This is a genomic window from Niabella terrae, assembly GCF_054783135.1.
This window is the reverse complement of sequence record NZ_BAAGRD010000004.1, coordinates 69,891-84,239: the sequence shown is the minus strand read 5'-3', so window position 1 is coordinate 84,239 and position 14,349 is coordinate 69,891. Positions and strand designations below refer to the sequence as shown.

Here is a 14,349-nt window from a genome sequence, read left to right as displayed (position 1 = left end):
AAGAAGCCTTCGCAAATTTCGCAGTTCTGGTGCCAGGATAGGCCGGACCGTGCTTATAATAATTGTTTACAAAATTAATGCGTTCCGTACCATGAGGCCCAGCTCATTTTCACCACCGTAACAGGAATTGCTTTTTCCAAAATTATAGTTGACATTATTTACGTAATCAATCAACACCGCCGAATCCACTTTCGTTGTTACACCAAAGCGAGGTGATCTTGAAACAGTATGGGCAATCAGGTTGTGGTGATAGCTAGCTCCCTCACCACCAATAACGGGTCCGTAACCGCGGGCGCCCTTCCCGTTTACCGACTGATACAATCCTTCAGAGAAAATACAATATTGCACCGTGAGATCATGATCATCCGTAAAATCACACAATTCTTCTGAAGACCAGGACATGGAACAATGATCAAAAATAAAGTTACCGCCGTTTTCCAGAATAACACTGGCGGCGTTCACTTCTGCACCACCAGGCGTATAGGCACCAGTGCGGAATCTCAAATTACGAACAATCACATTGAAGCTGCCCCCAAGATTGAAGGATTCGCCCTTAATACAAATTCCGTCGCCAGGGGCCGTCTGCCCGGCGATCGTAATATTATTACGCTTGCTTCGCATTTCCACTCCCTTCAGATCTATAATTCCTGATACCCTAAAAACGATAGTGATCGGCTCCCCGGGGTACTGCTTTAAAGCCCAGCGAAGACTCCCAACCAAATTAGCGGTGCCGTCGTCTTCGGTGGTTGTCACTTCAACCACCTGCCCTCCACGTCCTCCCGAAGCCCATTTCCCATAACCTTCTGCGGATGGAAAAGCCAGGCCTTCAATGTCTGTACCGGGTTTGTCAGGGATAATTGGAATGCGATGACATGCTTGTATGCACATTAAAACCGGAACCAGTATGGATAATAACTGAATGAACTTCATAATTGTTAACTTATAAGATGATATAAAATTTATTGCTGTTTCAAGTAGCACGGCAGGCGACCTACCCATGCGAATACAATTTTGGGACAACCTGGTAAATGATTACCTATATGTCAGCTTGTATCATAGTTGTCTATCATAATAGGATGGTTCAGGACTTTCTGGCTCAGATTTCTACTTAGGCAAACGTATACGCAACCAATAAAAAACAGGTGAACCCTTTTAATTTATTCGAATGGGCAAATTACTCTCTCTATATAAAGTAGCAGTTCAATTTTTGTCAGAAAAGGTCTGGAAATTGGTCTCAATTGCAATATCAAGCACTTATTCTTCCGATTTACGGGTAATGTCGGCATAAGAGAACGGGAAAATTGTGGAATTTCAGAGAGTTAGCGCCTGAAATAATGGTAAATCAGGGTTCTGGAACTGCGGTTCCTGATTGGAGATTGGGATTTCTCAAAATATTCAACCGGTGAGATCCTGCTAATGCCCAATAGGTCAGATTTTGGCGTGTATCCGTCCATTTTTTGTTAAACCCGGTTATGTTTCAGACCGGGCGCGTTACAATTGAAAGCATCTGCGCTCCCGGAAAGGCACCAGCTGCCAGGAAAACAAGTAGTATTATGAAAATATAATTATTAAACTAAGTCCAGTAGGTCTTAATCAACTAGCATATTGAAAAGCAAAACCCTTCCATCGATATTACCTCCCCTGCCCTTTTATGGCTACGCAGACCGGCCTTTAAGGCAAGGCTGCCGGCTATAATTTTCTAAGGTGTTGGCACTCTTTCCACATCGGGCATCTGAAATTCCACAATAAATGTGCCTTCCATCTTTATGGAAAATGCAAATCGAGGATTGGCGCTCAGTTGACCTGCCGCAGATCCGTCAAAAATTACGTTGCTGGCGGGCACCCGGTAATAAATCAGATGGCTCCAGTTATATCCGGTGGCATCAATATAATCAGAAAGAGGAAAGGGCGCCACTTCAAAATCACATATCATTGCCGTGTCGGTGATTTCAACCGGATGGAATTTGGCATAACTCAGAAAGGAAGGCCGGTCACCGCGGGCAATCACCTCTCCTTTTTTGGGGTTAAAAGGATTGCCATTCTTATCAGATAATTTGAGGATAATACGAGCTCCTTCAGCGGATACACGTGTAAATTTCAGTACCGGATTGCGTTTGGCATAACTGTCACCAGCAGCATCAAATGCGTTATTTACATTATCTTCAACTTCCAGAATGTCATCCTGGGTGGGATCGACCACATGGATACGGCCAAAACTGGGATAAACCCGGGATCCCGCCCGGTTGGTTGCTTTTATATCAAAATTATAGATGCCCAGAGGTATATTCAAGGCGGCCTTATTAAAACTCAATTGTCCGCTGGAAGTATTGAATTCCATGGGATAAACCGATACTGTTTCCCTTTTGGCATTCAACAGCTCCACGGTTGTGTCGGTGTCCACATTGAAAGACATCCCCTCTTTAAAAACCGTTACGTCATATTTGGTATTAAAAGCTTCGGGCAGAGGACCGCCGGAACTGTCCCTGAGATTCAACAGTTCAAATTGCAACGGTGGTGTGGAACCATCCGCAAATATCTTGGCCGACTGCACCAGCGGCAATCCCCGTTGGCAATACAAATCCGGAGAAGTATACCGCAGTGTTTCGCTCAGAAAGCCTTCCTGTATCTTTTTACAGTTTAAGGCTGCCAGAACGACAAAACTCAGTGCAGGTATTAGGATTTTTCTCATGGTGTACTAATTTTAGTTTTACAAACGCCTGAAAATCCAAGGTTTTAATTCACACTATTCTCGTTAAAAAACAATCGGTGATATCCATCCAGTGCATGCACAATACCATTATTGGTCACAATTCCTGAAGATTGTACAAAAACCGTCTTGTCGATCTGTCCGGCCGGGATAGTAGAAGCGTCCAGCACATCGGCATCATCCTGGTCAATTACTTTGGTATAAGTAATATAATCCACGTAGTCTACATAATTTCCGTAACTGTAAGACCTGGACAATCCCAATTTGAGCCTTATGTTCGTCATGGCTCCATAACTGGACTGATAGAAGGCACCCTTGGTATTGAGCTGGTCTCTGTTGAGCTTTTGAGGGAAAATATACATTTTGAGCGAATCCAATCTCCAGAGCGGTATACTGTCCAAAGTATAAGTAATATTCTCATCTCCCAGTTCAACTGCCCGCAGGTTCTTCATGGCTTTCAGGTATTCATCTACCCCGTAATTGGTCGTAGCAAAAAAAGTAGATTCGCTATTTACTGCATCTTTCAGTCCTGCCCGGTCAATCAGATGGACCAGGGAAGAAAAAACAGGCTTGGAACTCAAATAGTCATAGGTACTCATGTCCACCCGCTCCTCAGAAGTACCACCATCTACCGCATACTCCTTTTTACATGCTCCGAGAAGCAACAGTATTCCAATGATCCAAACTGCGGAACCATAAAAGTACACGGTGTGAGATTGTCTGATAACCTTCCTGAATTCCTGAAAAATTGATTGACTCGGTTTCATTGCACTTTATTTAATTCGTTTAAATTTTACCCCGCCAATAGGAGGTCTGGGTAAGAAACTTGTTGTCGTTGAACAGTAACGGATATACCGGCCAGTAAAACCCTTCCGCCTGAAAACGGGGGCCGCTGAGCCAGCTGATAAACTCGGAATACATCCTGGTACGGAGCAAATCAAAATAAATATGGCCCTCCATATACATTTCTTTACCCCGTTCCAATATATATTCTTTGGTCAGATTGAATTTACCATCGGCGACACTCACCCGGGCAGAAGCCGAATTATTACGGTCCCGGAAAAAATTAATAATCTCCACGGCTTTAGCCAGGTCATTCTTGTATAAAGCCACTTCAGCCTGCAGGAGCCGGATACCGCTGAAGCGGAAAATCGGCAGATTATTGCTCAGATAACCATCAGTCTTGTTACCGGGATTTCTGTAAATAATGTTCCGGTATTTTATCAGCGTAGTGCCCTGACTACCGGATTTCGAAAAATTATTCCGGTAGCGCACTTCTCCCAGATCCGGTCCCGTACCGCCCACTTTTTCCAGTTTGTAATCATCAATATTGGCATAATATACGTACGCAAAGCCCGGCCCCATGGCACCATCGACATAATCCGTAACATCCGTCTCCACCCCGTCAATCGTTACATAATAACGGGTGCCAACCACTTTGAGCGAATACCAGTTCCAGCCATTGGGCCAGTACACCCAGCCTTCCCCATAGCCTGTGCGCGTCACACCATAATGGGTATCTACGTACTGATCGGGCACCCAGAAGCGGGGTGTGGACCCATATCCTTCCACATAGGTCCCGGTGAGAAAACCCAGCCCGATATGCGAATAAGCCCCTTCTTTATTGTTCTCACTCATGGCAAGTTCAAAAATGCTTTCACTGGAAGGGTTGACAAACTGCTGGCCATAACTGGCGGTATCTACCAGTGCATAGCCTCCCATGGCGACCAATTTGCTGAGGGTGGTATCCGCGTTATTGACGTCAGTCATATTCGGCTCGTCGGTATGAACATCGCTCATAGTGGCCCGCCAGAGGTACAGATGGGCCAGTAAAGCATAAACCGAACCCCGGTTCGCAATGACACCTCTTTCCGAGACCTGTTCATTCCCCCATTGGAGCATGTCCATTGCCTTATGACAATCATCTTCGATCAGTTGCATTACTTCCTTCTTGTCCGAACGCGGTAGTTGAGGAGCGCTCATAACATCCTCATAAGCTTCGGTAACAACTGGCACATCGCCCCAGACTTTCACCAATTCAAAATAGCTCAGTGCCCGGATGAACAGCGCCTGTCCCATAATTTTGTTTTTGAAACCGGTCACATCCGTCACATCCCCCTCCAGTAACCCATCTTCGATACCCGGCACTTTTTTCAACAGGATATTACAGTAGGCAATCGTCTTATAAAAATTGGTCCAGTCACCCAGGGTCTGAATATTATACTGGAAGGTGAAGTCGCCGCCCTGAATACCTTCCAATCCGTCACCATTGTAGTTGATAGTTACATAGCTGGTGGCAGTAGTCTCCACATCGCCATACATATTGTACCTGAATGCATTTCCATCGTAGGCAGAAGTTGCAGTTAAGGAGGCCCTCAGCAGCGAATAATTCCCGGCGATGGCAGATTCAAGATCCTTGGCTGTTTGCCAGAATACTTTATCATAAGTTGAATTCCGGGGTTCCTGTTCCAAAATCTTCTTACAGGAACCCATGAGCAGCACCAGTACCGGCAACAGCACTAAAAAAAAGCGGTATGTATTTCTTTGTTGCATTGTCTAGTTTTTTCAGGATTTAAAATTGAAACTGCAGCCCAAACGTATATTTTCTTGGAATCGGATAGCCATCACCGGCATACTCCCCGTAAGAGTTAACATTCTCTGCATCCGGTAATAACCTGGAAGCTTGCCAGCGGGCAGCATTGTCCAATGTCAGGAACATTTTGCAACCGCCAATCCCCCATTTATTTGTCAGGTGCTCCGGAAGTCGGTACTGAAGATTGATATTCTTTAATCTGACAAAATCTCCCTTGGTCAGGAAAAAAGACTGTGCAGAAGTATAGTAGTACAGATAGGTCCCCAGATCGTATTTGGCATATGTGGCCTGATCGCCGGGCTGTCGCCAGATGTCGATGGCGTCCAGATTGGGGGTACTGTATAATACAAAATTAGACGTAGCATCGCCAGCGGTCGAATTGCTAAACTGATCAGCGAGATACAGATTGAGAATATCTCTTTTAAATACAAAATTGAAAAAGAGTCCGAGCGTAAAATTTTTCCAGGTAATATTATTGGTCCAGCCACCGGTAATCCGGGGATTGGGGTCGCCCATGGGTATTTTATCCGGATTGATACCACTGTTAAAAATATCGATAAAATTATCGCCATCCAGGTCGGCCAGATAAAAGGCACCGGCGGTATAGGTACCATTCGAATTCCGGTATTTCTCTCCCGTGAACGGATTGACGGGGATGTCATCCTCAGTCGCAAACACACCCAGGGTCCTTAACAGATAAAAGGCATTGATGGGACTGCCCACCGAAAGAATATGGGATTTATCGAAACGATCCCCATCCAGTACCAGATCGCGGTTGCCGTTTGGCAGGTTCATAATTGCATTTTTATTATAGCTGACATTCAGGCGGCTGAACCACTGAACCGGGCTACTCTTTGGCAGCGGATTGGCAGCTATAGTGAGTTCCACACCTGCATTTCTGACGCCGATAGCATTGGTCAGCGCCTTCGTATATCCGGTCGTCACCGGCAGATTCACTGAGAAAAGTTGCAGGGAACTTTCCTTATTATAAATATCGATGGATCCTGAATAGCGCCCCTTTTCCAATTCCATATCCAGACCCACATTCCACTGCGTGGACTTTTCCCAGGAAAGGGTTGGTTGCGCGGCGCCATTATAAAAATTCGGCGTAATTGCAGTGGTGCCATTATACGAAGTGGCGCCTGCATTTCCACCGTAGCCACCGGCATTCACATTGTACAAATTATACTGCAGGTAATTCTGTGAAGGCAGACTACCAGAGGTACCGTAAGAGCCTCTAATTTTAAACAAATTAAATACGGGTAGCAGCTCACGGAAAAACGCCTCTTCAGACAAAATCCAGGCTGCCGATCCCGAAGGGAAAAAACCCCATTTATTACCTTCTCCAAAACGGGAAGAGCCATCCCATCTTCCTGCAAATGAAAACAGATAACGGTCCTTGTAATCATAGGACAGACGACTGTAATAGGACAAAAGACCGTAGGACTGGTAATCGGAATAGGCAGTAATATTATCCTGCAAAAAGCCCTGAACGACCTTGATATTATCCGAAGCGCCATAGGCACCCGACGCCGAAGTGTTTTCGAAAACATTGAATTGAATATCCTGACCTGCGACACCGCTGAAATTATGATCCCCCCAGGTGTTGGTATAGGAGAAATAATTAGAAGTCAGCATATCCTCGGTTTGGTCACTGTAGGTGTAGGAATAATTTCCCAGGTTGCTCTCCATGGCGCTGGTGCGGTTAAAATCCCTGCGTGAAGTGCTGTATTTATAAGAACTCAATGAGCTGAATCTCAGATGTGCATTAAAATTGTACGCCAGGTTAAGGTTCATATTAAATACATTGGCCAGATTACGGTCAAGATTCTCATCATAAGCAGCAAGTATTGCTTCCTTTTTCGCATCGCTTAAATTAAAAAGGGACGATGGCATATTTCCAGCACCCAGACTAAAAGGATTGGTATTATTATACCTCGGATCAGAGCCCAATCCCCTGCTTCTGGAAGTACGGGTATAAAAAAGTATTGGATTGATTTCCAGTTTACCCTTGAGCGCCTTTGATAACAAATTGAGTCTGGCAGAATACCGCTTAAAGCCGGTGGCCTTGATAATGCCCGATTCATCATAATACCCGGTACTGAAACGATAGGAAGACATATCGTTCCCACCTGTAATGCCCAAATCTGCATTGTTGATGGTTCCATTCTGGTAAAACAGTCCCTGCCAGTCCGTGTTGCCATTAAAAGCGGGATTCAGACTATCAGTCAGCATATAGGGTAACTGTTGCTGTTGCGCATAGGTCAGCTGGCTTTGAAGGATTTTCAATTTTTGTCTTCGTTCGGTGGTGCCCAGCGTTACTTCCCTGAGTTTGGGTCGTTCGGTCAAACCTGTATAGCCGGAAAAAGTGACGCGCGGTGCACCGCTCCGTCCCTTTTTTGTTGTAATCAGAATCACCCCATTGGCAGCTCTGGATCCATAGATCGCCGCAGCAGATGCATCTTTCAGTACATCAATCGATTCAATATCATTCGGATTGATACCCGCTAAATAGTTCATACCTGTGCCCGCTCCCGGCGTTACATACTCCTCATTGGATTGGGGCACCCCATCCACTACATATAAGGGAGAGCTGATCACATTATTCTGGTCCCAGCTGGAACTCACCAGACTGCTGCCACGGACACTGACTGCGGCGCGCGCACCGGGATCCCCACTAAAATTCTGAACATTCACGCCCGAGAGACGCCCCTGCATCAGTTGATCGAAACTCGACATGGGCAGGTTCTCAATTTCCCGGCCGCTGATACTGGAAATTGAAGCAGTGGCTTTTTTTCTGGTAACTTTCTGATATCCGATCAAAACGACTTCTTCGAGCCTGCCTTGTTCCGGCTCCAGAATAATCAGTAACTCAGACTGACCATCCAGGGATACTTCCTTCTGGAGATACCCTACTGCGGAAACTTCGATCATTTTTTCCGCTCCGACAAACTGTAGGGAAAAACGCCCCGCTACATCTGTCGACGTACCCAGATTGGTTCCCTGTACAATTACAGAAGCGCTCGAAATCGGTGAGCCGGTACTATCCTGCACCTTACCGGTGACCGTTCTGGTTTGAGCAACTACAGTATGTACACATACAAGAAGGCACAGTACACACGCAAAAAAATAGCTCTTTTTCATTCGCAGCCTTTTTTCGTTTAAATAATAAAACAGTTACTTTAAATTTCTATCAGAAATCCTCTCGCAATTTTTTCTCTCTTCCAAGGTAGAGACATATTTTATAGGATATGACTTTTAAGTTATTTTTTTGAAAAACTGGGTAAAATCCTGCTTTCCACTGTTAAAATCCAGCAGGTGCACAAGGCAAATTCAAAATTTATTTCGGCTATATGATTTCCGGAAGTTGGCAGACAAGCGCGCAAACCAAGACCCAACGGGTACTACGCTTGTCAACAATAGTAAAGAGAGGGATTCAAGCCAGATAAAAATCAGCGGTACAGAAACTAAGCTATCCAACCGGTCCTTGAAATACCGGCTTTTAAATGGCATGAACCTCCCAGCGCCGGTAATAGTGCTTTAAGTAGGGTACAGAAACAGGGATTCAGGAGCTTTTCTATTGAATCTCAAGAATTACACGTTGATATCTTGTTAAGGCGCATGGCCCATTATCCGAGACTTCACAAATCATGTGGATCGTTGTACCTGACGTAGCTTTGTCGGGTATGCTTATGCTAACTTTTGCATTGGTAGTTTCTTCAATCGCTTCACCCTTATAAGTACCTGCTTCAACATATTGCCACCATCGATAATGTAGTGAATCCCCGTCGGAATCTTTACTGAGTGAGGCATCTAATACAATATAGTTGCCTTTACTAATTTTTCTATTTAACTGTTGATTCTTTAATATGACTTGAGGTGGATGGTTTGCAGAGTTGAAATCCATAACACACCAATCTGCCCGGGCGGCAAATTCATTTTGAACTACATCCAGCCACCGCCAGATTGGCTTAAAGTAGTTAGTGCGTCGTTCGATCTTCGCAGGACTACTATCATTTTCCATTTTTTTGGACCAGCTGCTGCTGATCCCCCATTGTCCCTGGGGGTAAACGAAACCTGAGTCGGGGCGTGGGTCCATCCAAACATTGTTCCTCACATTTACATAACGCCCGCCCCAGCCACCAAATGCTGGCCATTCAATACTCCTAAGACCATTTGGAATAACGTGAAGAAAGGCTGGCGTGTCGCCTTCAGCATTAAATGCTCCATCTTTATCCTCATATAGATCGCAAAGAGGCCCGTGACCTGTCAGGATATTGTTTTGGAACCACTGCCGTTCAAAAAATTGTTTTACCTGAGGCGGAAGTACCTTTTTCCAGACGTATGCCATGCAATCAAACTGGTCAGAAATTATGGTTGGGATATTATATTTTTCCCAGTGGGGCCTTATATAGTTCTGATAACTATTATCCTGTTCCCAGATAAGAAACAAACGCAATTTAGTCGCAACCCTTTTCATTTGCGAAGGATGGTCTCGTTCAATTATTCGCAAAGCTGCGCTAATCGTATTACACCCGCCCCATGCCTGAATCCATATAGGCCTCGAATCAGCATCGTCAAGCAAGATACGGGCTATAAATATTGCTCCCTCCGTATCTTCTTCATACGACCCAACCGCATTAATATTGCCTACCTTCCAGCAACTTAATAGATAGTCGGGACTTGGGTAGGCAGCATCGTGCTTACACAGGTTTTCATAAACTTTTGCATAAGCATTAATATACTCCGCAACCCACTGAGCCGGATGGAAAGCATTCCAGCCCTTACCTCCCACCCAATGAAACTCTGAACTACTATTAACGATAGCCTCCACTTCCAATTCGTTAGACATAAGCAAAAACCGAACCATAGAAGCCCGGTCATCGGCTTCACCATCAGTCGTAACAATAACTCTGGGCTTTTCAATTTGAGTCCAAACTTTATCAGGGCATACTAGTAATGAGATAATGAAAATTAGGGAGAGAAGGTTTCGATTCATGATTTCTACAATGCGCTGTTGCCAGTTGTCTTTATTCGCTTAGTTAATGGTGCTAATCAAGCTTCCATTCCATAACTATACGCTATAAAACTACAAATTATCCTTTACAGTAATGTCAAAAAACAGCGCCATTCACGAAAATCACATCAAAGGTGAAATCCAATCGCCGACAAAGTAATAGGTAAAACAGAAGTCCATGTGGCTTGGCTGCTTAAGCTGTCATAAGCAAAGCGTCGGCAGCTTCGAAACAGATTTCAGCCAAAACGTCCGGGAGAAAAAGCACGAATATCAACTGAGAGCGGATTTCCATTTAGGATCTCCGCAACCAGCAGGCCGGTGGCAGCACCCAGGCTGATACCCAACTGGGCATGACCGGTGGCGATGACCAGGTTTTGCCATTTCGAGGAACTGCCGATATAGGGCATGCCGTCCCCGGATACCGGACGGAAACCCGACCAGATATCCTGAACAATCCTTTCATAGGAAATTTCAATTTCCGGAAAAAAATCCTGCACCGCACGCAGCATAGTTTTTACCCTTTCATAGCGGGGGGCCGTATTTAAAGCGGTAATTTCCATGGTCCCACCGAAACGTATCTTACCCGGACTAACCGGCGTAAAGGCACACCGCCCCTCAAGCAGAATACCGGGATGCTGCAGGTCCATCGGAGGGTGACTGATGGGAAGCGTCAGCGAATAACCCCGACCACCTACCATGGGAAGTTTCAATTGTAATTTCCGGGCCAGCGCTCCGGAACAAGCGCCTGCGGCCAGTACAAAAGCATCTGCCGTATAAGCTGTGGTAGCCGTTCGTACTGCTTCCAGGCGCCCTGCCGATATTTGTACATCCTGCACACAGGCTCCTGAAACCAGTTGGACGCCCTGCTGAATTAATTTTTTGTGCAGTGCCTGCATCATGCCATTCGGATCCAAATACCCGTCACACTTATAATGGACAGCCCCCAGGGCATTAATTTGTGTTTGTGGTTCCAGTTGCTGCAACTGATCGGAGTCGACCAAATCGATATCCAGGCCAAGTCGCTTTCCGAACGCCACTACTTCTGCCGATTCCCGCTTACCTTTTTGCGTTCGGAAAATCTCCAGCATGCCGTTTCGCCGGTATTCGAAATCAAGTTCCTGTTGCCAGAGATGCTCATATTCATGGCGGCTCAGTAAGCCTATATCACGAAGGGGGACACCATGTTGTTGCACCCGGGTATTTGTTGCCGCTGTCAGGAAGGCTCGAACCCATCCCAGTAAGGATCGACTGAAACGGGGCTGAATATAAAAAGGACTCCGACTGTTCAGCATCCATTGGATACCCTGTCGAACGATAGCCGGACTGGCCAGTTGTATAAAATGACTGGGACAAACAAACCCCATGTTGCCGTAAGAGCAGTTGTCAGAAAAATCAAACTGATCCAGTACGGTCACTTCCCAGCCTGAACGATGCAGGTACCAGGCGGATGAAAGACCGCATATGCCACCGCCAATAATTACTGCATTTGCCATAATCCGGGAAAAGTTTGCTGAATCTATATAATTATTTGTTCACCTGAAAATATTCCGGAAAACTTTGTGACTACGCTACCGACTTATCGGAGCTCCGATCCCAGGGCCAAAGGCTATTTTTATTTTATCGTTCTCACGCCAAATACCCTGCCCGCCGTAGCGCCATGGTTGGCCATAAAGCGTACACGCACGGTTTTTTTAGCTTTCTGCCAATCAGGAGGTATCGCATAGGTTCGGGTATAAAAGACGTCCGCCTTGCCGCCAGAAAGCTGTTCTGTTTTCAACAGTTCATCGTCAATAAGAATATCGAATTTCCGATTCCTGTCGGCGCCAATATAGGTAACCATCAGACTGTCGGCCCCGTTCCCGCTGAGCTGCATGTCAAATGAAAATTCTCCCCCGGCCCGGGCTTCCCTGCCGTGACGGTTAAAAGCTTCACTAACATAACTCTCTCCGGCAGCTTCCAGGTGATGGTCTCTTTCAGGCTGCATTTCCCCGATTCGAAACAGATCCACGGTACGTTGAGCCAGCCGTTTTTCCAAAGCCAGGGCTGCCAGATAATCTGTCTGCTTTTCCTTCCAGTCCGATTGCGTAAAAAAGTCAAAATAGACGTTATAATAATTTTTATAAGTGCTATAAAATGGTTGTAGGGTAACGTCGACCGGCTGGCCCACGCCGCTGCTTCTGAAAAGAAGCTGTTTGGGATCCGTCATCCGAATCCATCGGCCAGGATCCTTGTCCCGGGTCAGCAGCACCGGTGTCCCCATCACTGCATCAGGAATCGTATCTCCCAGGTTGCCTGCCAAAAGCACCGGACCATAATAGATTGCCGCCCGATCCGGGTTATCCGGCATGGAAACCGCATGCAGCTTTCTTTCAAGCCGGTAGGTGACCTGATCCCCCGGTTTCCATGCCCTGTCAATTTCCAGAAAACCATCCTCATCCGGCATCGTCGTTATTTTCTGGTTATTCACCCGGACCGTCCAGGTTTCGGACCAACCGGGCTTCCGCAGCTTTAACCGAAAACGACGGCTATTTTTCGGATCGATGCGAATAAGAATATCATCTCCCTCTAATACGGAGGACTGAATGGTCACTTTAGTCTGCTGCTCCCGCCAATCCAGTGTAGCCGGAAGAAACAAATTAATATAGAGACTATTGTCGTTTACCCCCTGATAAAATATGCCTTCCCCGTATTTACTGTGGTTCTCAATTCCTGAGCCTACACAACAGGTGAAACTATGCCATTTGTCACTGAACTCCTTGATCCCCCCGGACCGTAAGGGCACAAAATAACACATCATCCCCGTCTCGGGATTCTGGGATGCCAGGATATGATTGATCAGCGTGGATTCGTAATAATCTCCCAATTCGGCACTGGGATGCAGACCGAACAACTGGCGGGTAAGCTTCAGCATATTGTAGCTTGGACAGGTCTCAGTATTATCGTCACTCAGGCGACTGGACAGACTATCTTCCGGCCCCAGGTACTCATAGTTGCCTATGCCTCCATTGGCATAAACATGATGATCTACAATCGTATGCCACATAAAGGCAGCGATCGTACTATCCGTACGGCCACCGGTCCAGATATATCTTGTGGCAGCCCCAACGCCTTTCGGAATATTGGTATTGGCATGTTTGTTTTGCAGGGCATCTATCTGCCTGGACAGGGGTTCCATAACAAAATCATCAAAGAATCGATTGGAAAGTTGCAGGTAACGCTCTTTACCGGTTATCGCATACAGAAAGGCAAGTACATCATTCATCCCGCCATATTCACAACGCAGCATGTTTTGGATCTGAGCTTCATCCAAATTCTTTAACAGATTAATGGCCCAGTCTGCCATATTACAAGCTACTTCCAGCGCCTGTTTATTATTACAATATAAATAGGTGTCCACCAATCCGGCCATAATCTTATGCACGGTGTACCAGGGCGCCCAGCCCCCATTCAAATCAAAGCCACCGCTTTTGATAGCGCCTATGGAAACCTTATAGAAGATGCTGTCTTCATTCGGAATCGCACCGATATAACCAGTTTTTCTGGCCCGCTGACATTTGGCCAGCTCTTCCACTGCATACTGCACCCGGTGTAATAGCAGCGTATCACCCGTAGCCGCGTACATCATACTGGCCGCCGACAAATAATGCCCCATCGTATGTCCTGAAAGGCCGGCACTTTCCCAACCGCCATACTCTTTGCCTTTTTCCGGCAGACCGGCATGGCGGTAGAACCGGCTGAGCAAACGATTTGGATCGAGCTCTTTCAGGTAGGCGGCGTCCCTGATTGCCGCATTACTGAACCTTGTACCCGGCGTCAGCCGGATTGCAGACAGATCGAATCCATAAACGCCCATCGTCACTTTTGGCGCAATGACAAAACGGTTATCATTTTTAACCGGTACATAGGACTGAGCCGCTAGCTTCACAACCAACAGCATCAGGCAAACCATTCCAAATAATCTTTGCAATATCATGGGGCGCTTATTCGTAAAACTTAATCGCACAGGCTTCGCTATTTCTGGTACTTCTAATT

At 46.1% G+C, this 14,349-nt stretch carries 8 protein-coding genes; all 8 read right to left on the bottom strand.

Features of this window, described 5'->3' with window-relative positions; translation table 11 throughout:
- Positions 1–66 precede the first annotated feature (66 nt).
- Entirely contained in the window at positions 67–930 is an 864-nt protein-coding gene (locus tag ACYVI9_RS05735; RefSeq protein WP_460761859.1) for a pectate lyase family protein, read from the bottom strand.
- A 769-nt stretch (positions 931–1,699) separates the two neighbouring features.
- Positions 1,700–2,689 (bottom strand): hypothetical protein, encoded by a 990-nt coding sequence (locus ACYVI9_RS05730; protein WP_460761856.1) that lies wholly within the window; start codon positions 2,687–2,689, stop codon positions 1,700–1,702.
- Between the two features lie 44 nt (positions 2,690–2,733).
- Positions 2,734–3,474: a hypothetical protein gene (locus ACYVI9_RS05725; RefSeq protein WP_460761853.1), complete on the bottom strand. Its 741-nt coding sequence runs from the start codon at positions 3,472–3,474 to the stop codon at positions 2,734–2,736.
- A gap of 19 nt (positions 3,475–3,493) precedes the next feature.
- Complete coding sequence (locus ACYVI9_RS05720; protein ID WP_460761850.1) at positions 3,494–5,260, bottom strand: RagB/SusD family nutrient uptake outer membrane protein; 1,767 nt, start codon at positions 5,258–5,260, stop codon at positions 3,494–3,496.
- Positions 5,261–5,279: 19 nt separating this feature from the next.
- Positions 5,280–8,444: a SusC/RagA family TonB-linked outer membrane protein gene (locus ACYVI9_RS05715; protein ID WP_460761848.1), complete on the bottom strand. Its 3,165-nt coding sequence runs from the start codon at positions 8,442–8,444 to the stop codon at positions 5,280–5,282.
- Between the two features lie 433 nt (positions 8,445–8,877).
- The gene (locus ACYVI9_RS05710; protein ID WP_460761845.1) at positions 8,878–10,299 is read right to left on the bottom strand and encodes a nucleoside hydrolase-like domain-containing protein; all 1,422 of its coding nucleotides are present in this window, start codon (positions 10,297–10,299) and stop codon (positions 8,878–8,880) included.
- Between the two features lie 254 nt (positions 10,300–10,553).
- Complete coding sequence (locus ACYVI9_RS05705; protein ID WP_460761842.1) at positions 10,554–11,810, bottom strand: NAD(P)/FAD-dependent oxidoreductase; 1,257 nt, start codon at positions 11,808–11,810, stop codon at positions 10,554–10,556.
- A 119-nt stretch (positions 11,811–11,929) separates the two neighbouring features.
- Positions 11,930–14,290, bottom strand: coding sequence for a beta-L-arabinofuranosidase domain-containing protein (locus ACYVI9_RS05700; RefSeq protein ID WP_460761840.1), 2,361 nt, complete (start codon positions 14,288–14,290; stop codon positions 11,930–11,932).
- Between the last annotated feature and the right edge of the window lie 59 nt (positions 14,291–14,349).

What these genes read in the sequence shown, in the direction of transcription:
- ACYVI9_RS05735 (WP_460761859.1), bottom strand. Translation starts at nt 930, where the DNA reads ATGAAGTTCATTCAGTTATTATCCATACTGGTTCCGGTTTTAATGTGC.
- ACYVI9_RS05730 (WP_460761856.1), bottom strand. Translation starts at nt 2,689, where the DNA reads ATGAGAAAAATCCTAATACCTGCACTGAGTTTTGTCGTTCTGGCAGCC.
- ACYVI9_RS05725 (WP_460761853.1), bottom strand. Translation starts at nt 3,474, where the DNA reads ATGAAACCGAGTCAATCAATTTTTCAGGAATTCAGGAAGGTTATCAGA.
- ACYVI9_RS05720 (WP_460761850.1), bottom strand. Translation starts at nt 5,260, where the DNA reads ATGCAACAAAGAAATACATACCGCTTTTTTTTAGTGCTGTTGCCGGTA.
- ACYVI9_RS05715 (WP_460761848.1), bottom strand. Translation starts at nt 8,444, where the DNA reads ATGAAAAAGAGCTATTTTTTTGCGTGTGTACTGTGCCTTCTTGTATGT.
- ACYVI9_RS05710 (WP_460761845.1), bottom strand. Translation starts at nt 10,299, where the DNA reads ATGAATCGAAACCTTCTCTCCCTAATTTTCATTATCTCATTACTAGTA.
- ACYVI9_RS05705 (WP_460761842.1), bottom strand. Translation starts at nt 11,810, where the DNA reads ATGGCAAATGCAGTAATTATTGGCGGTGGCATATGCGGTCTTTCATCC.
- ACYVI9_RS05700 (WP_460761840.1), bottom strand. Translation starts at nt 14,290, where the DNA reads ATGATATTGCAAAGATTATTTGGAATGGTTTGCCTGATGCTGTTGGTT.